The organism is Acinetobacter sp. WA-87, from assembly GCF_039938935.1.
In the GTDB taxonomy this organism is placed as follows: Bacteria; Pseudomonadota; Gammaproteobacteria; order Pseudomonadales; family Moraxellaceae; genus Acinetobacter; species Acinetobacter seifertii.
Genome location: NZ_JBDUVF010000005.1, coordinates 167,923 through 192,454 on the forward strand (window position 1 = coordinate 167,923; position 24,532 = coordinate 192,454).

At 35.7% G+C, this 24,532-nt stretch carries 27 protein-coding genes and 1 tRNA gene; 21 read left to right on the forward strand and 7 right to left on the reverse strand.

The features are described 5' to 3' along the window. The first annotated feature begins 11 nt into the window (after positions 1–11). The 5 genes from mreC to ABFY81_RS15025 all read left to right on the forward strand — a co-directional run bounded on the left by mreC (position 12) and on the right by ABFY81_RS15025 (position 3,778). Positions 12–869 carry a rod shape-determining protein MreC gene (gene mreC, locus ABFY81_RS15005; RefSeq protein ID WP_004705808.1) on the forward strand — a complete coding sequence of 286 codons (858 nt, stop codon included), beginning with the start codon at positions 12–14 and terminating at the stop codon, positions 867–869. Continuing rightward, positions 856–1,347 carry a rod shape-determining protein MreD gene (gene mreD / locus ABFY81_RS15010; RefSeq protein WP_004705810.1) on the forward strand — a complete coding sequence of 164 codons (492 nt, stop codon included), beginning with the start codon at positions 856–858 and terminating at the stop codon, positions 1,345–1,347. The genes mreC and mreD overlap by 14 nt, the downstream gene beginning before the upstream one ends. Continuing rightward, complete coding sequence (locus ABFY81_RS15015) at positions 1,335–1,895, forward strand: Maf-like protein (RefSeq protein WP_347914078.1); 561 nt, start codon at positions 1,335–1,337, stop codon at positions 1,893–1,895. Before mreD ends, ABFY81_RS15015 begins: the two co-directional genes overlap by 13 nt. 113 nt (positions 1,896–2,008) lie before the next feature. Next, positions 2,009–3,463, forward strand: a complete 1,455-nt coding sequence (gene rng, locus ABFY81_RS15020; protein ID WP_004705812.1) for a ribonuclease G — start codon at positions 2,009–2,011, stop codon at positions 3,461–3,463. Between the two features lie 141 nt (positions 3,464–3,604). After that, entirely contained in the window at positions 3,605–3,778 is a 174-nt protein-coding gene (locus tag ABFY81_RS15025) for a PA1571 family protein (RefSeq protein WP_002116397.1), read from the forward strand. Positions 3,779–3,807: 29 nt separating this feature from the next. Here ABFY81_RS15025 and ABFY81_RS15030 read toward each other — a convergent pair whose 3' ends face one another. Both ABFY81_RS15030 and ABFY81_RS15035 read right to left on the reverse strand, forming a co-directional pair. Then, positions 3,808–5,193, reverse strand: coding sequence for a wax ester/triacylglycerol synthase family O-acyltransferase (locus ABFY81_RS15030; protein WP_039249986.1), 1,386 nt, complete (start codon positions 5,191–5,193; stop codon positions 3,808–3,810). A 172-nt stretch (positions 5,194–5,365) separates the two neighbouring features. After that, a complete protein-coding gene (locus ABFY81_RS15035; protein ID WP_019457225.1) occupies positions 5,366–6,100 on the reverse strand; it encodes a phosphoadenylyl-sulfate reductase in 735 nt (244 codons plus the stop codon). A gap of 184 nt (positions 6,101–6,284) precedes the next feature. Between ABFY81_RS15035 and thrH the strand changes: the two genes are divergently transcribed. Further along, positions 6,285–6,902: a bifunctional phosphoserine phosphatase/homoserine phosphotransferase ThrH gene (thrH, locus tag ABFY81_RS15040; protein WP_017400224.1), complete on the forward strand. Its 618-nt coding sequence runs from the start codon at positions 6,285–6,287 to the stop codon at positions 6,900–6,902. Between the two features lie 60 nt (positions 6,903–6,962). Here thrH and ABFY81_RS15045 read toward each other — a convergent pair whose 3' ends face one another. Continuing rightward, positions 6,963–8,474, reverse strand: a complete 1,512-nt coding sequence (locus ABFY81_RS15045; protein ID WP_134263146.1) for an outer membrane protein transport protein — start codon at positions 8,472–8,474, stop codon at positions 6,963–6,965. Between the two features lie 597 nt (positions 8,475–9,071). Next, on the reverse strand, positions 9,072–9,770 hold the full coding sequence (locus ABFY81_RS15050) for an NAD(P)H-dependent oxidoreductase (RefSeq protein ID WP_347914079.1): 699 nt from the start codon (positions 9,768–9,770) through the stop codon (positions 9,072–9,074). Positions 9,771–9,927: 157 nt separating this feature from the next. On the opposite strand from ABFY81_RS15050, the gene ABFY81_RS15055 reads away from it, so the two are divergent. Then, positions 9,928–10,962 (forward strand): AraC family transcriptional regulator ligand-binding domain-containing protein, encoded by a 1,035-nt coding sequence (locus ABFY81_RS15055; protein ID WP_347914080.1) that lies wholly within the window; start codon positions 9,928–9,930, stop codon positions 10,960–10,962. Positions 10,963–11,004: 42 nt separating this feature from the next. Here the strand turns inward: ABFY81_RS15055 and ABFY81_RS15060 are convergent, their stop codons facing one another. Then, a complete protein-coding gene (locus ABFY81_RS15060) occupies positions 11,005–11,997 on the reverse strand; it encodes a fatty acid desaturase family protein (RefSeq protein WP_347914081.1) in 993 nt (330 codons plus the stop codon). Between the two features lie 106 nt (positions 11,998–12,103). Then, positions 12,104–12,904, reverse strand: a complete 801-nt coding sequence (locus ABFY81_RS15065; RefSeq protein ID WP_151740114.1) for a PaaX family transcriptional regulator C-terminal domain-containing protein — start codon at positions 12,902–12,904, stop codon at positions 12,104–12,106. A gap of 344 nt (positions 12,905–13,248) precedes the next feature. Here ABFY81_RS15065 and ABFY81_RS15070 point away from each other — a divergent pair, with 344 nt between their 5' ends. From ABFY81_RS15070 to ABFY81_RS15135, 14 genes are all read left to right on the forward strand, one after another. Beyond that, positions 13,249–14,067 carry an undecaprenyl-diphosphate phosphatase gene (locus ABFY81_RS15070; RefSeq protein WP_049065376.1) on the forward strand — a complete coding sequence of 273 codons (819 nt, stop codon included), beginning with the start codon at positions 13,249–13,251 and terminating at the stop codon, positions 14,065–14,067. A 157-nt stretch (positions 14,068–14,224) separates the two neighbouring features. After that, positions 14,225–15,118, forward strand: a complete 894-nt coding sequence (locus ABFY81_RS15075) for an AraC family transcriptional regulator (RefSeq protein ID WP_174724753.1) — start codon at positions 14,225–14,227, stop codon at positions 15,116–15,118. Positions 15,119–15,164: 46 nt separating this feature from the next. Further along, the gene (locus ABFY81_RS15080) at positions 15,165–16,163 is read left to right on the forward strand and encodes an NAD(P)H-quinone oxidoreductase (protein WP_346791314.1); all 999 of its coding nucleotides are present in this window, start codon (positions 15,165–15,167) and stop codon (positions 16,161–16,163) included. A 201-nt stretch (positions 16,164–16,364) separates the two neighbouring features. Next, positions 16,365–17,240, forward strand: coding sequence for a glyoxalase III HchA (gene hchA, locus ABFY81_RS15085; protein ID WP_077168683.1), 876 nt, complete (start codon positions 16,365–16,367; stop codon positions 17,238–17,240). 134 nt (positions 17,241–17,374) lie between these two features. Then, on the forward strand, positions 17,375–17,884 hold the full coding sequence (locus tag ABFY81_RS15090) for a hypothetical protein (RefSeq protein WP_347914082.1): 510 nt from the start codon (positions 17,375–17,377) through the stop codon (positions 17,882–17,884). Positions 17,885–17,919: 35 nt separating this feature from the next. Further along, on the forward strand, positions 17,920–18,372 hold the full coding sequence (locus tag ABFY81_RS15095; RefSeq protein ID WP_347914083.1) for a hypothetical protein: 453 nt from the start codon (positions 17,920–17,922) through the stop codon (positions 18,370–18,372). 43 nt (positions 18,373–18,415) lie between these two features. Further along, the gene (locus ABFY81_RS15100) at positions 18,416–18,910 is read left to right on the forward strand and encodes a hypothetical protein (RefSeq protein WP_347914084.1); all 495 of its coding nucleotides are present in this window, start codon (positions 18,416–18,418) and stop codon (positions 18,908–18,910) included. A 358-nt stretch (positions 18,911–19,268) separates the two neighbouring features. After that, positions 19,269–19,997 (forward strand): hypothetical protein, encoded by a 729-nt coding sequence (locus ABFY81_RS15105; protein ID WP_347914085.1) that lies wholly within the window; start codon positions 19,269–19,271, stop codon positions 19,995–19,997. A 258-nt stretch (positions 19,998–20,255) separates the two neighbouring features. Further along, positions 20,256–20,672, forward strand: a complete 417-nt coding sequence (locus tag ABFY81_RS15110; protein ID WP_347914086.1) for a hypothetical protein — start codon at positions 20,256–20,258, stop codon at positions 20,670–20,672. Positions 20,673–20,713: 41 nt separating this feature from the next. After that, positions 20,714–21,532, forward strand: a complete 819-nt coding sequence (locus ABFY81_RS15115) for an RHS repeat-associated core domain-containing protein (protein ID WP_347914087.1) — start codon at positions 20,714–20,716, stop codon at positions 21,530–21,532. A 27-nt stretch (positions 21,533–21,559) separates the two neighbouring features. Continuing rightward, complete coding sequence (locus ABFY81_RS15120; protein ID WP_347914088.1) at positions 21,560–21,859, forward strand: hypothetical protein; 300 nt, start codon at positions 21,560–21,562, stop codon at positions 21,857–21,859. A 550-nt stretch (positions 21,860–22,409) separates the two neighbouring features. Next, entirely contained in the window at positions 22,410–23,240 is an 831-nt protein-coding gene (locus ABFY81_RS15125; protein WP_347914109.1) for an RHS repeat-associated core domain-containing protein, read from the forward strand. Between the two features lies 1 nt (position 23,241). After that, on the forward strand, positions 23,242–23,676 hold the full coding sequence (locus ABFY81_RS15130; protein ID WP_347914089.1) for a hypothetical protein: 435 nt from the start codon (positions 23,242–23,244) through the stop codon (positions 23,674–23,676). A 317-nt stretch (positions 23,677–23,993) separates the two neighbouring features. Continuing rightward, positions 23,994–24,284: a hypothetical protein gene (locus ABFY81_RS15135; protein ID WP_311084474.1), complete on the forward strand. Its 291-nt coding sequence runs from the start codon at positions 23,994–23,996 to the stop codon at positions 24,282–24,284. A gap of 53 nt (positions 24,285–24,337) precedes the next feature. Here ABFY81_RS15135 and ABFY81_RS15140 read toward each other — a convergent pair. Continuing rightward, positions 24,338–24,410, reverse strand: a tRNA-Arg gene (locus ABFY81_RS15140). Positions 24,411–24,532: the final 122 nt, after the last annotated feature.

Consider the following 24,532-nt stretch of genomic DNA (forward strand, 5'->3'; position numbering starts at 1 on the left):
AGGATTAGGCGGTGCAACCGAATATTTTTTCAAGACAGCCGCCATCTTTCCGCTCGTTCATTATTGCGGTCATTACATGCTTGGTTGTGCTTTTCTTTGATTGGCGTATGCCTTATGTAATTCAGCCAGCAAGGGATGTCTTGTACGCTGCATATAACCCAATTTATGCGCTTGCAAGTTATCCGGTACTGTCGAGAGAATGGCTGAATCAACAAACTAAATCTGAAACACAACTGCGCCGTGAAAACACTGCAATGCAGGCTGAGCTGTTACAGGCTCAGGTTCGTTTGCAGAAGCTGTCAGAACTGTCTGCTGAAAATACCCGATTACGAGGCTTACTTGATACACCATTAATTATTGATGGTCGTATGGAAATTGCTGAAGTAATTGGAACAGATGCAGATCCGCTGCGTCATATCATCATTATTAACCGTGGTTCAATGGATCATCTCAAGGTTGGTCAAACGGTTCTGGATGATAAAGGGATTATGGGGCAAATCATTAATGTGTATCCTCATAGTTCACGTGTGATGTTACTTTCTGATAAAGAGCATTCACTATCTGTTCGTCTAGAGCGTACAGGTATGCGGGCGATTGTTTCTGGTACTGGCGATTTAGGTCGCTTGAAAATGGAATATGTTCCAACCAGTGCAAATATTCAGGTTGGCGATAAAGTCTTGAGTTCTGGCTTAGGTGAGCATTTTCCAGCAGGTTACGCAGTGGGTACAGTAGCTAAAATTCGCCGTCATAATTCAGGTGAGTTTGCGGAAATTGATATTACTCCAGCTGCTCAGCTCGCTACGGGGCATCATGTTATTGTACTTTTCTCAGACTCATTAGCGAAGGAGCAGCCATATGCCGATCGCTAAATTGAAACGTGAGAAGCGTAATGATCCATTATGGGTAATTATACTCTCTGTAATCGTGGGTTCAGTACTCATGGTTTACCCATTGTCCTACGATATTTCTGGCTGGCGACCATTGTTCATGCTTATGATCATGTTGTTTTGGGTCGTTTGCCAACCAACATGGTGTGGAGTATGGTTTGCATTTGGTATGGGGCTTTTTACAGACTTGCTACTTGATGCTCCATTAGGACTAAATGCACTGAGCTTTGTTATTGTTACCTTTGTTACCCGGTTTTTAATACGCGAGCGCCGTATTTTGACTTTCGGTAATTTATGGACAATTGCCACTTTGGTTATTATTGCTCATTTAGCCTTTATGTGGGTGACCCAAACTATGGGAGGTACTCACTTCTCAATTGCTCGCCATTGGCAACCATTAATGACCAGTGTTCTAACTTGGCCAGTAGTTTATTATTGTTTAGCAAAATGGCGCATTTAGTTTTAGCTTCCAGTTCTCCGCGTCGGAGAGAGCTGTTGCAGCAGTTGGGTTTAGATTTTGAAATTTATAGCCCTGATATCGATGAATCTGTTCATGACGGTGAGCTGGTTCATCAATATGTTGAGCGTTTAGCTAGAGAAAAAGCCCAAGCCGTATTAAATATTTTTCCAGATGCCGTGGTTATTGCTGCCGATACAAGTCTTGGGCTTGATGGTCAGATTATTGGTAAACCTGACTCAAAACAGCATGCCTTTGAAATTTGGAAACAATTATCTGGCCGTTGGCATGATGTGTTTTCTGGAATTTGTATTGCTACGCAGCAACAAATCTTGAGTCAGGTGGTGCAAACACAAGTTGAGTTTGCTGCTCTAACTACACAAGATATGGAAGACTATTGGGCCACAGGAGAACCTGTAGGGAAGGCCGGTGCGTATGCAATTCAAGGAATTGCTTCGCAATATATTCCCAAAATTCAAGGAAGTTATAGTAATGTGGTAGGACTTCCTTTGTACGAATTTTCACAGTTATTCAAAAGAGTGAAGACATAAGGGGTTGTTGATAATTCTTGATTGAATTGCATTGTCGATGAATAGTGGACAAAGCTACGTTAACAGTCTCTCTGACTCTTTAATAAAAATTTTATAATGCTTTGAGTTTATGTATGTCAGAAGAACTACTTATTAATGTCACGCCTATGGAGTGTCGGGTGGCATTAATTGAAAATGGAACTGTTAATGAGCTGTATGTAGAACGTACAGTTAAACGTGGTTTGGTCGGTAATATCTACAAAGGTAAAGTTGTTCGTGTACTGCCTGGTATGCAAGCGGCTTTTGTTGATATCGGTTTATCTAGAACAGCCTTTTTACATATTAATGATATGGTTTGGCCTCGTTCTCAACCAACACCTAACGTTTTTGAATTACTTCATCCAGGACAAACGCTTACCGTTCAGGTTATGAAAGATATGTTGGGTACAAAAGGCGCCCGCCTGAGTACTGATCTTTCAATTCCTTCTCGCTATTTAGTTCTCATGCCATATGGTAATCATATCGGGGTTTCTCAGCGTATTGAGTCAGAAGAAGAACGTGAGCGCTTACGTAATATCATCGAAGGTATTCAGGCAGAGCACAATCTACCGGGGAGTGTGATTGTACGTACTGCTGCTGAAGGCGTAGATGATGCTGAGATTGCGCAGGATATGTGTTACCTCAGTAAGCTATGGGAATACATTCAGCGTAAGCAAGTTGACGTTGCAGTACCTTCCTTAATTTTTGAAGAATTACCGCTACCACAACGAATTATTCGTGATTTAGCAAGTGAAGAAACTGCAAAAATTTATGTCGACTCGAGAGAGATTCATGGAAAACTCCGTGAATTTGTAGATGAGTTTGTACCGAATATGCAAAGTCGCTTGATTCATTATCCAGGTGAACGCCCATTATTCGATCTTTATAACGTTGAAGAAGATATTCAAAAAGCGTTACAAACCCGTGTTGCTCTAAAGTCTGGTGGTTATCTAATGATTGACCAGACTGAAGCCATGACTACCATTGATGTGAATACTGGTTCTTATGTCGGTGGTCGTAGTCTTGAAGACACAGTCTTTAAGACGAATATGGAAGCGACTCAGGTTATTGCACGTCAGCTCAGACTAAGAAATCTGGGCGGTATCATCATTATTGATTTTATTGACATGCAAGAAGCCATTCACCGTGAAGAGGTGATGCGTCAATTTGAAAAAATGCTTGAACGCGATCATGCGAAAACCAAAATTACTCAGGTATCTGAACTTGGTTTGGTAGAAATGACGCGTAAACGGACACGAGAATCACTCGAGCACTTGTTATGTGAGTCGTGTCCAACGTGTCAAGGACGTGGTTTTGTCAAAACAGCAGAGACAGTATGTTACGAAATATTTCGTGAGATATTACGTTATACCCGTGCTTTCGAGTCTACGAGTGGCTTTACTGTTGTTGCGCATCCATCGGTGATTGACCGATTATTAACTGCAGAAGCCCCAGCAGTGGCTGATTTAGAGCATTTTATCAACAGAGTTATTAAATTTCAGGTCGAAAATTTATATACGCAAGAGCAATACGATATCATTTTAAGTTAAAGTTGTAACAAGATATCGCTTAATCCTTGTTACAACTGAAATTTTACTTTCATTCATGAATTTTAAATACTACTTACATACAGTAGCCCTAGACGTTCTCCCTATTTAAAACGTCTTAGCAAACAATAAGAGGTATAACCCATGAATGTAAGTGAAAACTTAATTAGCAACGGTCTTAAACATGTTTTAGAAAGCACGCCAGTAAATAGCTGCTATATGTTGAATGACCAAGGTAAAGAAGTACCGATCACAACTGCAATGATTCGTTCAGTATGTCATCAGTTACTTAATCAGTGCCGCACAATTAAAAAATAAGGGGCCATTTCAAAGCCCCTTAGTTTTTCTTAACCAACCGAATGATGTTTTAGTTGTTTCTCTTCAATAATCTCTTCAAAACGTTGAATCTCGTCTTCAAGATGAGTTAGAAGGTTTTGCATTTTAGGTAAAGCATTTCGACATGCGGTTAAACCTACTTCAAGCTTATCTAAATAGCTCGTCATCGTAATATTGAGTGCTTGCCCGTCCATGACAATAGAAGCTGGGTAAAGCGCATCTAATTTCGCACCATTCCAATAAAGTGGCTCACGTGGACCTGGTACATTAGAAATCACTAAATTAAACGCTTGGCGCTTAGGAAGCATCCCAGACATGATGTTTAGACCTGCTGGACCATAAACCACAGCACTATAGTTTAAAATCTCATTTGCAGTCATGCGGCTAAAGCGCTGCTTCGAATTTTGCATACTACGTCGAATGATTTCGAGTCGTTCTAGAGGCTGGTCTTTATGAGTCCCCAAATTCGCTAGAATCATCGTAATGCGGTTACTCACGTCAGAATCATCTGTGCGTAGTGAAGCAGGGACCATGGCAATAAGAGGCTTTTTAGGCAAACTGTTATGACTAATCAGGTATTCACGAAGCGCACCCGAACACACAGCAAGCACGACGTCATTAATGGTCACACCAAGTGCTTTAGAAATCTTTCTAAGGCGGCTTAATTCAAATGATTGGGCGGCAAAGCGACGTGAAGCACTTACACGCTGATTTAAAATTGAAACTGGAGCTTGAAAAGTCGATACATAGTCGGGATTTTTCCCCATTTCTTTAAAAATGGTTTGTGATAACTCATGCATGACTTTAGGTGTAACTTCAAGTTGTGACTTGATGCCTCCCAAAATACTTTTGATTTTACTGGTACTTGGTTTTGGCACTTTTAAGCGCTTTGTTCTTTTACTTTCTACACACCAAAGGGGAACTACATGTTTTTCTTGTGGGGTCTTGGATAGAGACTTTTCAATTAAGCGCATACCTGCAACGCCATCTACCATGGCATGATGAATCTTAAAGTACATCGCGAAACGATTACCTTCGATTCCTTCAATAATGTCGCACGTCCAAAGCGGTTTTGCTCGGTCAATTAAAGAACTATGCTGCTGCGAAATATAAACCAGTAACTCACGGATTCGACCAGGATGAGGCAGAGCAATATGGCGGAAATGGTGATCGATATCGAACTCTTCGTCTTCATCCCAAAATAAACCATTTAAACGGTTATTAAAGGGTGGTACAGGAATACTTTTTGATTGGCGAATTTCTTCTACTAAATCACGAACAAAAGTTTCAGGGGCATTTTCAGGAATTTCAAATAAAAACAATCCGCCAACATGCATCGGTTGTTGTCTTTTTTCTAGTGATAGAAAAATAAAATCAATAGGGTGTAATGGACGCATAACTTGTTGTGCCTCATGCTTTTTTCTAAGAAGCCCTTAACTGAGCTCTTATTAGAATTATAGAACCGTAAAATTTAGTATATAGCGTTTATTACAGATTAAATATGACTTTGTGTACGAGATATAACTGTAAAAAAAACCACTGATTCATCAGTGGTTTTTTTATACCAGACTATTTTTTTAAGTTGCCTGCATGTAAGCCACATTCTTTTTGTGTTGCTTCTTCCCACCACCAACGTCCTTCACGTTCATGTTGGTTTGGAAGTACTGGACGAGTACATGGTTCACAGCCAATAGAAACAAAACCACGCTCGTGTAGAGGGTTATATGGAATTTCCATCATACGGATATAACTCCATACTTCGGCGCTAGACCAGTTCGCAAGCGGATTATATTTAATGAGTTGTTTGTCTGGACCAGAGAAACCTGCGTCAGCTTGTACGACAGGAATTTCGGTACGTGTACCCGGACTTTGATCTTTACGTTGGCCTGTAATCCAGCCATCTAAAGTTGCAAGTTTCTTACGTAAAGGCTGAACTTTTCGAATACCACAGCATTCTTGGTGTCCATCTTTAAAGAAGCTAAATAAGCCTTTTTCATTTACCATGCTTTGCACAGCTTCAGATTCAGGAAAGCAAATTTCGATATTAATATTGTAATGCTTACGAACTGTTTCAATAAATTGATATGTTTCAGCATGCAAGCGTCCGGTATCAAGGCTAAAAACACGGAAAGGTTTGCCTAAACGTGAAGCCATATCAATTAAGACGACGTCTTCTGCACCTGAGAATGAAATTGCGATTTCACCTTGTTGGCTTAATGCAAGTTCTAAGATCTCGCGTGGGCTTTTAGCTGCATATTCAGCTGCGAGAGCATCAACAATATCAATAGTCGGAATAACGGTCATGGGTGTTCCTGGCAAAAGGCTTGGGCGCATTGAGTTATGAAAAATATTCTAAATGATAGTAAATAAATTGCTTAGCACTTTAATTTCAATCCTTATGAATAAAATTGATTTGATCAATAACAACGCAAAACTGAAAATCTTAATGGTATGATACAGCAATTTTTAACCAACGTTGGAAGCATTCATGGAAATCGTATGCCTAGATCTTGAAGGGGTTTTAGTTCCTGAAATCTGGATCAATTTCGCAAAAAAAACAGGGATTAAAGAACTAGAAGCAACAACTCGTGATATTCCGGATTATGATGTTTTAATGACTCAGCGTCTGAATATCTTAAAACAACATGGTTTAGGCCTAAATGACATTCAAGAAGTGATTGCTGAGATGGGGCCATTACCAGGTGCCAAAGAGTTTGTTGAATGGGTAAGTACTCATTTCCAACTTGTGATCTTGTCAGATACCTTCTATGAGTTTGCTCATCCTTTAATGAAGCAATTAGGGTGGCCAACAATTTTCTGTCATAAGTTAGAGACAGATGAAGAAGGAATGATCACCGCTTATAAACTACGTCAACCAGATCAAAAACGTGAGTCAGTTAAAGCACTTCACGGTTTAAATTTCCGTGTAATCGCGGCAGGGGATTCATATAACGACACAACCATGCTTGGTGAAGCTGATCATGGCTTCTTATTTGATGCACCTGCAAATGTGATTGCTGAGTTCCCTCAGTTCCCAGCAATTCATGGCTATGATGCATTAAAAGAAGCAATCCGTTCAGTTTCGCAGCGTAATATTCCTGCTTAAGAATGGACAATAAAAAAAGGCGCTTTAAGCGCCTTTTTTATATGTAATAATTTTTTAAACTTAGAATTTATAACCAAGTTTTAAGCCATAAGCGATGGCATTGTTGTCAGAGAACTCAGCAACATATTGATCCGTACCAGCTTGTGCACCGGTTTGTGCTTTAGCATCACCCAACCAGAAGTATTTTACACCACCAGCAATGAAGGTTTGTGGAGTAGGGCTATATTGAACACCTAAACCTACGTTCCAGTAACCTTCTGTTGGGCCTAATGTAGTCACAGGGTTACCTGCACCAGAGTCCCAACCTACAGAGACATTACCTGCCCATTTTTCATTAAGCTTACGACCTACACCAGCATTAACAGACCATTGATCATCAGAATATTCAACTAAATTAAAACCGTTCGGACGACCAACAAGATTACCTACAGCTTCTGAAACTTTACCAAATTTATATGGTTGAATTGAGAAATCTTTCCAGTTCACCCAACGTACGTTAGCAAATGCAACTGTATCCGCCATGATCCCTGTTTGGAGATCAAGGTTAACAGACTGTGGCGTTGTAATGGTAGTTTTGCCTTCAGTATTAATTGCCTGAAGTTTAGATGCTGGGACATCCAAACCAGCAAGTACTGAAGTAAGACCTGGGAAATTTAATATAGATAAATTTTCATTAATATTCACTTTATGGTCAATTTCAGAGCGATAAGTTACAGACGCTTTAAGGGCAATTTCAGGAATTTGATAAGCTGCACCTACTAGCCAACCAGCGCCTGTAGTCTCTTTAATATTCGCATCATAGCCATTATAAAGGCTATAAGCTTGACCACGTAAACTTACATTACCTTTAACTGTTTGTAATACAGGACCTGCATAGAAGTTGAAGTTTTTAGTTGGTTGATAACCAAATACAAAAGATAAGTTTTGAGTATCAACTTTAACTTTAGTGCCACCACGACCTAAATAATTGTTTGCAGCATTAATAGCATTTTGGGTGTTTTGTAGAGCTGTTAGTCCTGCACCTACAGTTGTATTTCCACCTTTAGCAACTTGTTGTAACGCGCCTAAGATCTCTGTTTGAGTTGGTTTTGTAGGATCACCACCAGTAGCATTCGTCACAGCTATAAGAGCTGGTGTAAATGCTGATCCAGATGCTTGAACTAACTTATTAATTGAGCTGGTTGCTAAGTCACTTAATGCCTTTTGACTTAAAATAGTATCAGTGCCTGGATTCGAAACGAATACGTTGTTACCTGAATATTCTGCATCTGCTCCAAATGGTTGGTCATATAGTAGACCGAAAGAGAATTTATCATTGAGTTGTAGTTTTAATGCAGCACTTGGGAAGTAGTAATCATTACCCATATCGTCAATATTACGACGAGTTGCGCTTGATCCTGCTTCTTTACCCTCTACAGTTGGGTCTAAAACAGAAATACCTGCTTCAAAGTAATTACCTGGTTGTAAGAATGCAGACATTGACTGTCCAGAGCGATCCAAAGCTGCTGCGAAAACCCCAGTTGCAGGCAGCGTTGCCAAAATCATTGCAGTGCTCAGATGTTTTAATTTCATTTTAATCTTTCCTTGAACTTCAAGACATTTTTTTAAAAGTAACAGAGTTAAACCGTTTAAACTGTGTTGCCTTCAAAGCTTTTAATTACAAGTTTCAAAGCTTTGATAACTCCATGTAACAAAAATAGCATAATTACACTAAGAGTAAATCTGTTATATGAACTGGGGAGTACTCATTTTTTATACAAAAAAAGTCAATAAAGAATGAAATGTGGAGAAATTTTTACATTATTAAACTATTTTAAATAATTGATATTTATATTTTTAATCTATTAGTAATAAGCCATATATTTATGACATTTTTGTCAAAAATCCAAGAAAAATGGTCAAAGATTTTTTTGTAAAAATATGAGTTGATTGATCATGAAGTGAGTATTGGTTATCATTTTTACTGGATAAGTCTAGTTTCTCTACATGTGTATATTATTGATTCCATTTTATATTATTTAGAATAGAGCATAAATCAGTATTTATTTTTTACCATTCGATCAATTTTTAGGTGTTTTCATCAGATCAATTTAACCGTCTAAAATACAAAGAATGAACCAAATTAAAAGTATGAATACAATTATTCCGTTTTAGAGTTAAAACAAACCGTTAAAGGGGATATAACTTTTCATCAAATTCTTCAAGTTTGGGAAACTTTAAAGGTTCAAGCTGATCGAGGTGGGTAAGGTACGTTATATAGTCCTCAAGAATGGTTTCTCGTTCTTCTTGGCTAATATAAGGTACATGATAGGCAATGAATGGTGGAAGAACTTCAAAACCGCTATAAGCTAAGGTACCGCGTTGAATAGGTGATAGATAATGCTCTATTGGTCCGTGAATAGAGTTCTCGCCAAACATATGCGTTCTACCGCCCAGTGTTAAACAGAGCATCGCTTTTTTACCCGCCATACCACCATGGTTATAAAAGCGTTTTCCGCCATAAAAAAGTCCTGAAACGAATACGCGATCAATCCATCCTTTTAAAATTGCTGGGACAGAAGTCCAGTAAAGAGGGAAGTTTAAAATAATCAAATCTGCTCGTTTTACTTTTTCAATTTCCGCTTGGATATCAGGTGCTAAAAGGTTTTGCTTGGCGGCATTACGTTGTTCTAATGCGTAATTAAAATAGTCGGGTTGATTGAGTTCTAAAAAATCCTCTTTGGAAGCTACAGGGTTGAATTGCATTGCATACAAGTCAGAAACTTCTACACGATGACCCAACTTTTTAAATGTTTGCTGAGCTGTCGTTTTCAGTGATGTTGTAAAAGACTGTGGCTCTGGATGAGCATGAACGATCAAAATATTCATAAGGTGACCTGTATTCTTTTCAGAAATTGTGCTGTCTAGTGCGAATCACTGGATTCCATTTTGAACAACTATGCATCAATTTAAGAACATGGCATAGTTCATGAACTGACAGTTTTTACCATTTGACGCCACAATTATGATTGCTAATGGATCACGCATGAATCCAGAATTACCTGGAACTTATATTAATTTATTAGTCGATATAGTTAAGCGCTGGAATATCTCGGGAGATCAGCTTCTAGATGGAAGTGGCGTAACATTAGAACAATTAACCAAACCCTATTGGTATGTTGAGTTTCATACTTTAAACAAACTTCTTGAACATGCTATTGAACTCACTCATGAGCCAGCATTAGCGGGTTATTTGGCTTTGGAAATGAAAGCATCTTGTTATGGTTCGGTAGGTATGGCGGCCATGGTCTGTGCAAATTTAGAAGAAGCCCTTAAAACACTTGAACAATTTATTGGATCACGTTGTGATGCATTTAAGCCAGAGTTAAAACAAGAACAAGATTATATTTACTGGTCTATACGCCAGCCTTTGAAAGTTTTTCGGTTGAGTCCAAATGCTACTATTTTTTTATTATTAGGTTTTGTTCAAATCGCGAAGCATCTAACAGGATTATCTTCTTTAGGTACCGTTAAGTTAAATATGTCTGAACCCGTCGGTTTTTCAAAACTAAAAGCCGAATTGAGTGTAGATTGTTTATTTAATGAAAAACAGAATGTCTGGATTTTTCCAAAAGAATATTTATCGCAGCCCATCCTAACGGCCGACCCTATGCTTGCGCCTTTACTAGAAGCACAGTGTAAAAAAGATATAGATAAATTGAAGTTACGCAGCGGATGGAAAGTAGAAATTAGCCACGTAATTAAAAAATTATTGATCAATAATCAGGGAGAAATATTAAAAGTTAAACAAGTCGCGTACATGATGAATATGTCAGAGCGGAGCCTACAGCGTTATTTGGCAACCGAAAATACAAGTTTTTCAGTATTAGTTGATCTAACACGAAAGCAGCAAGCACAAGATCTTTTAGAAAATAGTGCAATATCAATTGAAGCTGTGGCTTTAAGTTTAGGTTATGCAGATACATCCCATTTCACTCGCGCATTTAAACGCTGGATGGGAGTGACACCGAAGTATTATCAAACTCAGTTAAAACTAAAAAATTTAGAGATACGTGAATAATCAAGAAGACCACAAATTTGAAAGTGGTCTTTTAAATATGTATTAAGTTGATGGTTCTTGTTTTGATGAAAGTGAACGAATCACTTCAAAATAGCTAGGCGGGACTGGAACATGACCTCGTTCTCTTAATACTTTGTGCATACGCGGTAATTTAAAATATGGCACTGAAGCCATTAAATGATGTTCCATATGGTAGTTTACGTGGATTGGTGCAACAAAACTTCTCGCGATCCACCCAGCTTTGGTTGTTCGAGTATTGGTTAAAGCAGTATTGCTGGTTTGCATTCCAGCATGTTCTGCCATAGAGCGAATACGTAAAAAAAGTGGGAATGGGGTTAAATAAGCCAGAGGCCATAACCAATAAAAACGTTGCTGACCAAATGCTTTTAGAACACCATAAAGTGCCAGATTGGTTGCAATAGCTCCCGTACTGTTTTTTGCAATACTCTTTGCATAGTCAACGAAATTTTTATGACTGCGGTCTAACCAAATTTGGTCATTGGCAACAGTCCATTTCATGACATCCAGATCCATTAAAACTCGACCTAAGCTAAACTTTAAGCCAGTCATACCTGTTAAGTCGCGTAAGAATTTACGAGTTAGAGATTTTTTACTGACAGGAAAACCAGCAACTAAAGAAAGATCTGGGTCATCTGGAGTAGACGTTTTTGCATGGTGACGAACATGGTGTATACGATATTTTTGAAGATCATTCCAGATGGGGCGGGCGCATAGCCATTCACCGAGAAAATCATTTATTTTCTTATTTTTGAATAGACTTTTGTGAGACGCGTCGTGCATTAAAATTGCGAGACATAACTGACGACCCGCCAAGATTGCTAAGGCAAGCATACATGCTAATAATTTACCCCAACTCGGTAAGTAATCCCACATCATGATTAAGCTAGCGAATGTTCCGCCAATAACAGCCCATGTGCTGGCAACAGCCCAAGCACCATAGGCATCTGAAGGTTCGGTAAGCTCTTGTATTTCTTCTCTGCTAAATAGATCCGTAACACTCACCTGTGTATTCATTTTTATTCTCCCAAATTAGAGTTTGGTATCCACACCTTATATTACAAATATAGTTATAAAAATTTAAAAAGTGAAATATTTGTTTGTAAAAAAATAAATCAGATGACTATAGATTTAATTCTTGTTCATATATTTTTTTCCAAAGTTTTTGACCGATCGCGTCTAGCTGCTGTACATCTTGAGCAAATTGATTACGCGCAGACTCACTTACAAATGGTGCTGGTAATAGGGGATCATTCATGAGTAAAGCAATCGTTTCTCTACCTAAAAGAAGGGCTTTAACTGCTGCATCATTTAAGGAGAGGTGAGTATAGTTTTCAAGCCAGTGTGTGATATCTCGACTATACATTTCATAATTTTTTTCGAGTTGTTTGGTATCCCATAAAGAAAAAATTTGCTTAAGCGTTGATGGCTCGAAGTGCTGAATAATACAAATTTTTGCTTCTTTCTCTAGTCCAGCCAAAACAAGCTCTTCACAGGTTTTTTCAAAACTATAAGCTAAATTGTCTGGGCGGATGTAAATACCCGTTTCTAATTCTTTAAAACCAAATTGACGCAGCACACGTTCACGCTTTTTAAGAGCAGTTCGGTCTATACGGCCAAGTGTGCCTGTAAACACAGCAAGATAATGTTGCTGCCATTCTTTAGTTTGTTTAATACCATTTTTACGATTGAGAATTACTTTTGCCCAATCTTTCGTAGAAGGTGAAAGTTGATAGATTCCGCGTTCTACGCTTTCGATCATACCTTCATTTAATAAACGGGTTGTCGCAACTCGAATACCGTTTTCACTTAAGTTAAACAGTTTGGCGGCCACCAAAATTTGTTTAATCGTAAGTTGAGAGTAAGCAGAGGAAAGAAAGAGATCGATAATCAGATGACGTGCGTTGATTTTAGTATTTTTCATTCTGTTTAAATTTTAAATATAAATGACATATGCTTGAAATAATATCATGTTTATTTGATGTTTTAAGATGGTTTCTTGGCTTGCCTGAGTGTAAGAGCTTTTATTTATAACTAGAAGACGATTTGTTTTTGATTAGATTTTATCTTTTTACGATAGTTAACCTAAGTTTGTCATAATGATGTGATACATTATTGCACTTTAAATAATCGGCCTTTAATTAAAGGCAATAACCAAAATGCTAGAAATGATCTGATATTGAACATGAATTAGGCCAAAGTATTGGTTTATCCATGATATAAAACAACTTTTTAGACCTTTCTAGTGATTAACTTTTTGAGCAAGTGATGGAAAATTTTGAAGTTATAAAAGCACTATTTCTAGGATTTGTTGAAGGTTTAACTGAATTTTTACCTATTTCCAGTACTGGCCATTTGATTTTATTTGGTCATATTATCGATTTCCATTCAGATGGTGGTCGTGTATTCGAAGTAGTGATCCAGTTAGGTGCTATTTTGGCAGTGTGCTGGTTATATCGACAAAAAATTATTAACTTGATTAAAGGCTTCTTTAGTGGCGATGTAGAGTCGCGTCATTTCGCTTTTAGTGTATTAATTGCTTTTTTCCCAGCAGTGATTATTGGCGTTTTAGCCGTCGATTTTATTAAAAGTGTTTTGTTTAGCCCAATTGTGGTTGCGATTGCCCTCATTGTTGGTGCACTGATTATTTTCTGGGTTGAATCTAAACAGTTTGAGCATAAAACATTAGATGCAACAAAAATCACGTTTAAGCAGGCGCTTTTAGTTGGTCTTGCTCAGTGTGTTGCGATGATTCCGGGGACTTCACGTTCAGGTGCGACAATTGTAGGCGGGATGTTTGCAGGTTTATCACGTAAAGCTGCAACAGAGTTTTCGTTCTTCCTTGCGATGCCAACCATGTTAGGTGCAGCAACATTTGATTTAATTAAAAATGCTGATGTGTTGACCTCAGACAATATGATTAATATTGGTGTTGGTTTCGTTGCAGCATTTATTGCAGCTTTATTTGTAGTAAAGGCACTGGTACTTTTTGTTGAACGCCATACGCTACGCGTATTTGCTTGGTACCGTATTGTGCTCGGTGTAATTATTCTGATTGCATCAATGTTCTTTAACTTATCTGCTTAATAGTCAGACTAAGTGAAAAAACCTAGAATCTTCTAGGTTTTTTTATGCCTAAAAATAGCTTTAACTTGCTTATTTATACAAAGTACTACCAAGAAATACTTTTCCCTTTTAGTTTGATTGATATAGTAAATCTTAAATAGCCCGTAAAAATAAAGCAATGCAACAGAATGATTTGATGAAAAAATTGGTAGAGGCTTTTTTATATTTGGCTCCTCAAGAAGGTCTATATCCTACCTATATTTCAAATATCACTCTTATGAGGGTAGATCATTCCACACAACCTGTTGCTGTATTACAAGAGCCTTCAATTGTTTTAGTCATACAAGGTGTAAAGCGTGGTTATATCGGGAAAGATACTTTTCAGTTTCAACAAGGCCAGTGTTTACTCATCTCGATTGCTATTCCTTTTGACTGCGATACGTTGGTTGAAAATGAACCAATGCTGGCAATTGCGATTAAGTTTGAAGCGCAAATGATGGCTGATTTAGCCACTAAAATGGATAAACAGCAGCAGCCATCTATAAATGAGCTTGAAAAAAGAGATATAAAGCTCAGTTGTGGTTTAAATATTATAGACATGAACACGGTAATATCTGAGGTTGCTTTACGCTTGTTGAATTTACTTCGTTCTAAACAAGATACTGCGATATTGGGAGAACAGATAAAACGAGAACTCATTTATCGGGTTTTGCAGGCAGGTAGTCGTGATTTAATCGAAAATCTTTCGGCGATGATAAGTCGAAATAGTGTGATTTATACAATTTGTGAAATTATTCAAAGAGATTATTATCACAATTTAACGGTTCAGGAACTTGCTAAACAAGCGGGAATGAGCGTCTCTCTTTTTCATCAAGCGTTTAAGAAAGTCACCAACTATTCTCCATTACAGTACATTAAGATTACTCGATTACATAAGGCACGTGATTTAATCTTAAATAATCAAATGGGTGTTGCTGAAGCCGCCTATCAGGTTGGGTATGTAAGTGCTTCACAGTTTAGTCGAGAGTTCAAACGGCTGTTTGGAGTTCCACCTAAATCTTCAATGAATTAAAGTAAATCAATACATTTAAAATATAAACCAAACATGGAGCATATCAATGAGTCTTCCAACAACCATGAAAATTGTTGAAATTACGGTTCCCGGCGGACCTGAGGTCTTAAAACTTCAAGATTCAGATGTTCCAGTACCTCAAGCAGATGAAGTGTTAATTGAGGTAAAAGCTGCTGGAATTAACCGTCCAGACGTATTGCAGCGTATGGGTTTATACCCAATGCCTAAAGGTGTTACGCAAATTCCAGGTCTTGAAGTCGCTGGGGTCGTGGTTTCTGTAGGTGACCAAGTGCAACAGTTTAAAGTTGGAGACAAGGTTTGTGCTTTAACCAACGGTGGTGGTTATGCAGAATACTGTGCTGTTACTGCAACGCAAGTATTGCCAATACCTGAAAATCTAACATTTACACAAGCTGCTGCGATTCCGGAAACATTCTTTACAGTTTGGGCAAATCTGTTTGATATCGGCCGTTTAAAAGAAAACGAAACAGTACTGATTCATGGTGGTGCAAGTGGTATTGGGACCACAGCTTTAGCGATTTGCCATGCTTTAGGGATTAAAACTTTTGCTACAGTTGGAAGTGAAGATAAAGTTGCAGCACTTTCTAACTTAACGACTGCAATTAACTATAAAACCCAAGATTTTGAGCAAGAAATTTTGAAACACACCCAAGACCAAGGTGTTGATGTGATTTTAGATATTGTGGGTGGTTCGTATTTCTCGAAAAACTTAAATCTATTAAAACGTGATGGTCGACTTGTGATTATTGGTTTTATGGGCGGTCGAATTGCAAAAGAATTTGATTTGCAGAAACTGATTTTAAAACGTGCAACTATTACTGGCTCAACTATGCGAGCACGTAATAGCCAAGAAAAAGCCCAGATTGCTCAGTCATTACATGAACATGTGTGGCCGTTATTAGCGCAAGGCAAGTGCTTACCGCAAATCTATAAAACCTATGATTTTTCAGATGTACAAAGTGCCCATGCATGTATGGAACAAGGTGACCATATTGGAAAGATCGTTTTAGAGATTAATACTTAATTTAATCTGTGATAGTTTAGGTGAACGTCATGTTTGCCTAAACTGAAATTTATAATTATTAATTGTGCCTATTTCTATATAAAAATTGCCAAATTCTATTGGCGTGTTGCACCAGTTTCTTGATCTAAATATACATGTACTAAGAAATAATAACTGGCTTAAAGCTGTTATTTCGTTCTTCAATTCTAAAGGATGGTAACAATGAATACCCCAGCATCAAATGATAAAAATCCGACCCCAGATTTGGCAGAAGATAATGCATTCTTCCCATCACCATACTCACTGAGCCAATATACTTCGCCTAAAACAGATTACGACGGTACGACTTACCCAACGCCGTATACAGGTAATAAAAAGGTCTTGATGATTGCAACCGATGAGCGTTATATCCAGATGCAAAACGGTAAGTTCTTTTCTACCGGAAACCATCCAGTAGAAATGCTTTTGCCGATGTTTCATTTAGATAATGCTGGTTTTGAAATTGACGTTGCGACACTTTCCGGTAATCCAGCCAAACTTGAAATGTGGGCAATGCCAAAGCAAGAGCAGGTGGTATTAGATACTTTTCATAAATATGCAGATAAATTAAAAAATCCGCTAAAACTTGCCGATATTTTAGAAAATGCAGTGGGGAAAAACTCACCATACGCAGCTGTATTTATTCCGGGTGGGCATGGTGTTTTAGCTAAGATTCCACATAGCTTGGATGTCAAAAAAGTTCTGAAATGGGCAGTTGAACAAGATAAATTTATTATTACTTTATGTCATGGTCCAGCTTCGTTATTGGCTGCGGCAGTAGATGAACAACCTGAGAATTACATTTTTAAAGATTATCAAATTTGTGTATTCCCTGATTCCTTAGATAAGGGGGCAAATATTGATATCGGTTATATGCCGGGAGCTTTACCGTGGTTAGTCGGTGAGAACCTTGAAAAACTCGGTGTGAAGATTTTGAACACTGGCATTACAGGACAATGTCATAGAGATCGTAAATTATTAACAGGCGATAGTCCGCTTGCTTCTAATAATTTAGGAAAACTTGCAGCTGAAACGTTGTTGGCTGAAGTGAAGGATTAAACATATTGGTTAAAAAAAATAGGGCTTTTATTAAGTCCTATTTTTTTTATAATAAATAATGTATCAGGTGTAAATTTTAAAATGATAAATTATGCAAAATCAGCATAATAAGTAAGAAATAGGAGAATATTAAAATGATAAAAATAGAAGATATAAATCTACTTGGGCAAGGGTATAAGTTGGTATTTGATTTAAGATCATCTTCTTCAATCTTGATGGATAAAAATTATATCAAAAATATACAGAAAACTACGTTGGATAAGGGAACAACTATGGGGCTTAAGGGTGACAAAGGTTTATATGCAACAGCTGAATGGTGGGAAAATATCAGAAATGGCAATATAGAAACTTATTGTGTAAAAGGAGTAATAGTTGGGATTAATGAAGAAAATCCTTTTATAGAGGGGAATATAATGATTACAATTAAAGTAAATGGAACGAATAAAGAAATTTTTCAAGATATAGTTTTTACTAATGAAAGAGAAAAAATTATTAGTGAAGAGCTTTACAAAGCTGGAAATGAGATAGTATCCATTTATATTCTTGATAAGTTAAAAGAGGAAGATACTTGTAATTGGGTAGTAGAAGAGATATTGGGCGTTTCTCCATTACTTAATAGAGTTTACATTAAGGATAAAGGTTAAAATTATTTTATATTAATGGATTGTAGGAGTTTAATATGGGTGAAGATGAAATTAATATTATAGCCTATAATTACGTGGGTTATATTAAATTAAATAAAGATATTATTTTTTCTGCTAATGGTAATGAAAATGATATTATTTATAACCAAAGTGGAGTTAATAGGAGGATTTTTTCGGGATACGTTAGCTTTCCCGAAGTTGAAAAGAACACTTTATTTTATATGAAAGCTTTTTTACTTACTCTTACTGTAGATATACCTTGTAAGGAAGAAATTCATTCTTTAATTAAAATATTTTCATATTGTGAAAACCACTCTTCATTAATTGAAAAATTATCATTAGGGCTAAAATCTAACTCAAAAGGTCTTGTTTTTAATGGGCTTAAAGAAATAATAGGTGTTTTTTACTTGTTGGAAAAAATTGATGACTTGTTTTTCTATGATGGAAGAGAGAAAGCATACAATAATTTTTTAAAAAATCATAGATAAGTTAGATCGTTATAAAATATAAAATGGATAAAGATTAAATAAAATGATAGAGAATTGTGCGTTGATTGATCAAGGATATAAATTGATTTTTGATTTAAAAATATGGTTGGAAAAAAATGGGAAAGATGAGATTAGGTCTACACATGCTTTGACTCTGGATAGTACTACTAATAGTGGTTTAAGTGGAGTGTATGGTTTATATGGAACAAGTGAGTGGTGGGATAATATTAAAAAAGGTAATATAGAAACATATATTGTAAGTGGTGTAATAGCTGATCTTAGTAAGGGAAATGTTTTTGTGGATGATGGTGCAATGATAACTATTATTTCAGATAATAATCAAGATGATATATATGAAGGAGTAGTCTTTACGAATGAAAAGTTGAAGAGACAGTATAGTCATCTTTATTCTATAGGAAATAAAATAGTTGTTTTATATATATTGGATGAGTTAAAGGATAAAGATACTTGGAACCCTTTAATACAAAGTAAATTGGGTGTTTTGCCTATAACAAATAAAATTTATATTAAAGGTTGATGTTCTTTGATTTATTGGTAAATAGGGTGCTTTATAAACTAAGCGCCCTATTTTTATTTAAATATAGTAATGACTTATAAATTAGTGAATTTTAATTCAATCTTATAAAAATATATCTAAAAATAAAGCGATATAAAAACTACACACTTTGATCTTTTGTTGACCAACTCAACTGTTCTTTGTATAAAAAATGTTCTGTATATGTTTTTATTTTTAGTAACTATGAGGTGAATGTAAATGTTTAAATTAATCAATGTATTGAAATTTTTTTGTTTAGCTTTTTTAGGAGTTTTTATACTTTCTGGATGTGAAACAGAAGAAAAAATCAATAGTAATTCAAGCTCTATAGTCTCATACAATGAAGATTTCACAAAAAATCAAGCTCAACTTATCAATAAAAATATGTCAGAACAAAAAACAATTAGTAAGACATCGCAATAGTAAAGATTATAAAATGAGGAAACTTAATTTTTATAACATAAAGCTTTTATTTCTTATCTATTTAATATTGATTTTTAGAACTGCTTATGGGGCTCCAGACATTGTGGCACAAAACTATGCTGCTGCGAACTCTTCTAGTATCCAGTTTTGTACATCAGGATATGAGGTTTTAAGTGGAGATATTACATATAAGCAACCTCTTATTTCAGGGAAATTACCTTATGTATTTAATTATAAAGCACCATTGAGACTTAACGTGGCTGCAGCACAAGATTTTGCGCAACCAGAAAATAGTACATTGGGATGGTATGATAATTATCAATCATCTATTATAGTTCAGGATATATCCGTTAAAACAACTCAGTATACTAGTTCAAGATTGTACTATAAATCTTATGATTCTCAGTACTTTACTATGGAAACGTCTAATCCGGTAACTACAACATTTAATGCCAAAATAATATTTGTACGATTGCCTGGTGAAGCTGTTACTCAAATATTTAAAGAAGAAAATGGTAAGTTTAGTAGATTGTATAGTGCAGATCCTATACAAGAATTAAATAAAAAAGCTATTCAAAATATTATCTGGGATTACAGGCTGGCAATGGGGAGCATCAGGCAATGCAAGTTACACTCAAAGTTATAATAATGATGGATCTATAGCGAGTTTAACGAATAAAGATAATGCATCAGCAATCAATTATTCATTAACTTTTGGGTACGATAAAGATGGTCGTATTACTCTCGTTACCCGTAATAATGGAACCAAGGATGCTTATCCTATGATGTTGTAGATCGTTTACTTAGTGAAAGCCGTACCACAGGTACAGCAGCGACTTATAGTATTAGCTATACCTATGACAAAAATGGCAATCGTTTAACTTTAAATGCTACAGAACAACACATGCAGCCTGCTGCTAGTGCTGCCTATAGCTATACAGCTAACACAAATAAGTTAGCGAGTTTTACAAAAGGAGGTGCTGCACAGACTTTCAGTCATACTGCCAACAGTGAGCTAAGTTATGGTACTTATTTACCGACTTACGATTATAGTGGTCGTCGTAAAGTAGACCGTGCAAGCACAGATTATTATTTCATGAACTACAACCATAAAAATGAACGTAGTTTTAGGGATAAAGTAGTTAATGGTGCTGTGTCTACAATGACTCAATACATCTATGATGAACAAAGTCATTTAATTGGAGAATATGACAAAACCGGAGCACTTGTAGAATATGTATGGATGGGTGACAACCCCGTAGCAGCGATTTATGGCAGTGGTGCGGCAACCAAGATCTATTCATTGTTACAGACCATTTAAACACGCCAAGACGTTTAGTTGATGGTGTAACTCATGCGGTAGTGTGGAGTTGGGATTCGACAGCATTTGGTGTAGGTAACCCGACTGGATCAATCACGTTTAACCTACGTTTCCCAGGTCAATATTATGATGTGGGCACTAATCAATTTTATAACCACAACCGTTTCTATAACCCAGAGCTGGGTCGTTATATGGAACCAGACCCGATTGGGTTAGAGGGTGGTTTAAATCCGTATGCATATGCGGGTAGTAACCCAGTGATGAATATTGATCCGAGTGGGTTATCATTGACGCGAATGGATGACTTTATGATGGGAAATTCAATTGTTAATAATTTAAACAATATAGATCTGAATAGAGCGCAATTATCATTTGAAAGAATGGCATCGAATCTTATTAATCAAGTTAGTAATGATAATTATCTGAAAAGTTTAAGTGTTAAAGATACAACTCAATTATCAAAATATTATCATAGTACTTTTTACCCAAATACTGCTCAAATACAACAAAGAGCGGAAAATTTACAGGCTGCTGGTACGGCTATAGATATATTCGCATTGGGATGTGCAACGAGCGTAGTTTGTACTCCTTTTTCACCGGCTATTGCCATGACCGGTTCATTTGTTGGAGGGTATGGTACTTTTCTAGATCCAAATGCTTCGCTTGGGCGTAAATTAATAAGTGTAGGTTTGTCACCGACAGTAAGTGCAGGATCAAAACTAATATTTAAGAATACTCCTGAAGTTAAAGGAATTGCTACAGATGTTTTCGGACTATATGTTGATAAAGTTACTGGGAAAGCCGTTGATGCAGCTTATCAATGCACTGATTCTAGTTGGGAGAAAACTGGTTGCAAATAAAATATACTTATTGATAGGTACTATGTGATGAAATCATTTTTTTTAAATAATTCCTCATTGAAGAATTATATCTTAATAACATTAGGAATAGTAATAATAGTATTATTGTTGGCTATCTATTACTATAAAGGAGGGCTTAAGTTTGATTTTACTTTTGGGGTGGTTATTTGTTACTTTGTTATTTTTCTTATATTGAAAAATTATAGTTTTCCACTTATTCCAGAGGTTAAAGAAGAGAGTGATGAATATCTTGTATATGCAAGGGTTGTTTTTTTTGTTTTTTTTGTTCTGGTAATATTTGGCTCTTTATCTGTAACATTGTTATAATTTTTAACTTATTTAGAAAGCCAATTATTTAGTCATAAGTAGTTGGTTTTTTTATTATTTGTATAACTGTTATATAAAAAATAAGGTGGGATGTGATTTATATATTTGATATAGCTATTATTGAAAAGAGTAAGTTGGTGAAATTTAAGAAGGCTTGTTAAAAAATATTTAAATGGTTTTCTGTTGTGGTTTTAATATTTATTGTATTGGTGAAGATGGTTGAATTTATTGTAAGTAAATACTTTGATAATACTGTTATAAAAGATACTTGTGCAAACTTAGCAAGTATATAGGATTATAAAAAATTATTATTAATTTGGTTTAAATAATCCTGAATATAAGAAATGAGACTCTATTGTGGTTTCTAATATAAAAATTATATAAATGAAAACCAGCTACTCATTAGTCAGTAAATGTTTTTATTTATATAAAGACAAAACTTATTGTATGTTGAAAAATTAATAATTATAAAATTTTCTTAAACTTGTAAGTGAAATGGTATTAATAATTTTTTATTTCGATAGTATTTTTTGATAACCCGACAGGATCAATCACGTTTAACTTACGTTTCCCATGTCAATATTATGATGTGGGCACTAATCAGTTCTATAACCACAACCGTTTCTATAACCCAGAACTTGGTCGTTATATGGAACCAGACCCGATTGGGTTGGATGGTGGCTTAAATCCGTATGCATATGCGGGTAATAACCCAGTAATGAATGTAGATCCGAGTGGTTTATATATCATTAACAACAAAAATGGTACTATGACTATTAGACCAGATATTCCACAAGCGCCATCACTTACAATTCCTATTCCTAAAGGATGGTCTGCTGATGCTGTGAATTTAACTTCCTCTAGTTCAAACTATCATGCATATAACTATACATACTCTATTCCTGTAAGAGGGACTTCAGCTCTGTCAGCTGTACAAAACTCAATCGTTAATCAACCGACTCCTGGAGCTGGATCGGCCTCTGCTAAGGGTACACTAATTAATGCATCACCTAGTGATTATACAAGCTTTACCCAAGGTGCTAGATCAGTAAGTGCATATTTAATGGGTGCAAGTCCAGTTAAATCTTATTCAGTTAATAACGCTGCTGGTTCTTGGGTTTTTAATGTTACTCAGCAACAGCATCCTTTAAGTGATGGCTATGTACTCAGGGGGGCGTTACCTAACTCTAATGGTGGAATTAATATTATTAATTATGGAGAAGGTACTTCAATGCTTCAATCTATACCAGGTATGGCAAATTTTATTAATGAAGTCTGGCAACCAGTTTCACAAAATAATGTAAATATGGCATTTCCAAATTTTAATAATCAGATTAAATTGACTCCTCTATCTAATGATGCATTATCTTGGATATATTGATATGAGTAAATTACTAATCCATATGGCAAAAAATAAATTTACCGTCTGTGTAGCATGGATGATATTGGTAATACCTGTGTTAGCAATAGCACTCACATCAGATATTATTTACTCTCCAATTATTTTTATATTGTTGGTGTTTTATTTAAGGAAGGAGCGGAACTATATATTTTTAGTTTCTGCTGTATATAGCTTTTTTGTTTTCTTTCCTCCCTATCTTTATTTTATCAGGTGGATAGGCTTCTTTATTGCAGGAGAAATTCCACTTAGTGAGTGCTTGAAGCAAATTTATTCACTGCTTAAAGTAAGATCAACGACGTATTTTAATCTACCCAGTGCAATATTTGCAGTGTTAGCTATACCATCCATTTTTTTAATTAATTTGAGAAATAAATTAAAAAAAGTAAGTAGATGGAGCATGAACATTAAAAATTAAATCATGGGTTTTATTGTTTATTGTTTTTAATTTATAAGGTATATTCTTTTTTAGAATATACCTTTATATTTTAGGAGAACTAAATTTTTACTTGTTCCGCTAAGTATATGTATGAGCCTTCTAAAACTACAAATGCCACCAATTTTAATCAGAATATCATAGATCCTAAATTTATCTTAGATTAATTGAGAATTATATAAAGAGGAAGCGATCCTAATATCACTATGAAATAACGTCACGCCCAGGTGCAGACCTAAAGCCTGAACAGTATATTAAATTGTGTTCTAATATTAAATGTTTATGATTGATGAGATTATATGAAAAATTATATTCTAAATTTATCCGATGATTTTTCTGAGTATGCTTGGGAGATTGAGTCGAAAGGATGTTTTGAAGTAGATATTAAGATATTTGATAAAATATATACTTTCAATTTTTATGATCCAATCAGATTAAATCAAACAATAGAAGATGACTTAAATTCAAATCAATATTTTTTTTATGAAAATATGGTTGTATTGCCAAAAGTAAATTTAAGGAATATTGAAAAATTTATAGAGGATATAATTGATACTCCTTATCTATTATCTTTTTCTACAAAAAGATAAATGTTCATTATTATCTTATATATGGTCTTCAACTAGACTATTTATATTATATGTGCGCCCTGCGGGACTCGAACCCACGTCGGTCGCTTAGGAGGCAACTGCTCTATCCAGTTAAGCTAAGGGCGCATAATTTTATGATTATAAACAAAAAAGCTATTGCTAAGGCAATGGCTTTTTTCATGTTTTAGGTATTAAAAATTTTGTCATAGTGGTTAATAAAAAGTTAAACCACTCAAAGGTTTTAGAAC

Coding starts and splice junctions, on each gene's coding strand:
- thrH (WP_017400224.1), top strand. CDS start 6,285: ATGGAAATCGTATGCCTAGATCTTGAAGGGGTTTTAGTTCCTGAAATC.
- ABFY81_RS15070 (WP_049065376.1), top strand. CDS start 13,249: ATGGAAAATTTTGAAGTTATAAAAGCACTATTTCTAGGATTTGTTGAA.
- ABFY81_RS15065 (WP_151740114.1), bottom strand. CDS start 12,904: ATGAAAAATACTAAAATCAACGCACGTCATCTGATTATCGATCTCTTT.
- ABFY81_RS15050 (WP_347914079.1), bottom strand. CDS start 9,770: ATGAATATTTTGATCGTTCATGCTCATCCAGAGCCACAGTCTTTTACA.
- mreD (WP_004705810.1), top strand. CDS start 856: ATGCCGATCGCTAAATTGAAACGTGAGAAGCGTAATGATCCATTATGG.
- ABFY81_RS15055 (WP_347914080.1), top strand. CDS start 9,928: ATGAATCCAGAATTACCTGGAACTTATATTAATTTATTAGTCGATATA.
- ABFY81_RS15105 (WP_347914085.1), top strand. CDS start 19,269: ATGAAGATTTCACAAAAAATCAAGCTCAACTTATCAATAAAAATATGT.
- ABFY81_RS15090 (WP_347914082.1), top strand. CDS start 17,375: ATGATAAAAATAGAAGATATAAATCTACTTGGGCAAGGGTATAAGTTG.
- ABFY81_RS15015 (WP_347914078.1), top strand. CDS start 1,335: ATGGCGCATTTAGTTTTAGCTTCCAGTTCTCCGCGTCGGAGAGAGCTG.
- ABFY81_RS15025 (WP_002116397.1), top strand. CDS start 3,605: ATGAATGTAAGTGAAAACTTAATTAGCAACGGTCTTAAACATGTTTTA.
- rng (WP_004705812.1), top strand. CDS start 2,009: ATGTCAGAAGAACTACTTATTAATGTCACGCCTATGGAGTGTCGGGTG.
- ABFY81_RS15120 (WP_347914088.1), top strand. CDS start 21,560: ATGAAATCATTTTTTTTAAATAATTCCTCATTGAAGAATTATATCTTA.
- ABFY81_RS15060 (WP_347914081.1), bottom strand. CDS start 11,997: ATGAATACACAGGTGAGTGTTACGGATCTATTTAGCAGAGAAGAAATA.
- ABFY81_RS15030 (WP_039249986.1), bottom strand. CDS start 5,193: ATGCGTCCATTACACCCTATTGATTTTATTTTTCTATCACTAGAAAAA.
- ABFY81_RS15075 (WP_174724753.1), top strand. CDS start 14,225: ATGCAACAGAATGATTTGATGAAAAAATTGGTAGAGGCTTTTTTATAT.
- ABFY81_RS15035 (WP_019457225.1), bottom strand. CDS start 6,100: ATGACCGTTATTCCGACTATTGATATTGTTGATGCTCTCGCAGCTGAA.
- ABFY81_RS15110 (WP_347914086.1), top strand. CDS start 20,256: ATGCAGCCTGCTGCTAGTGCTGCCTATAGCTATACAGCTAACACAAAT.
- ABFY81_RS15080 (WP_346791314.1), top strand. CDS start 15,165: ATGAGTCTTCCAACAACCATGAAAATTGTTGAAATTACGGTTCCCGGC.
- ABFY81_RS15135 (WP_311084474.1), top strand. CDS start 23,994: ATGAAAAATTATATTCTAAATTTATCCGATGATTTTTCTGAGTATGCT.
- ABFY81_RS15045 (WP_134263146.1), bottom strand. CDS start 8,474: ATGAAATTAAAACATCTGAGCACTGCAATGATTTTGGCAACGCTGCCT.
- ABFY81_RS15095 (WP_347914083.1), top strand. CDS start 17,920: ATGGGTGAAGATGAAATTAATATTATAGCCTATAATTACGTGGGTTAT.
- ABFY81_RS15100 (WP_347914084.1), top strand. CDS start 18,416: ATGATAGAGAATTGTGCGTTGATTGATCAAGGATATAAATTGATTTTT.
- ABFY81_RS15130 (WP_347914089.1), top strand. CDS start 23,242: ATGAGTAAATTACTAATCCATATGGCAAAAAATAAATTTACCGTCTGT.
- hchA (WP_077168683.1), top strand. CDS start 16,365: ATGAATACCCCAGCATCAAATGATAAAAATCCGACCCCAGATTTGGCA.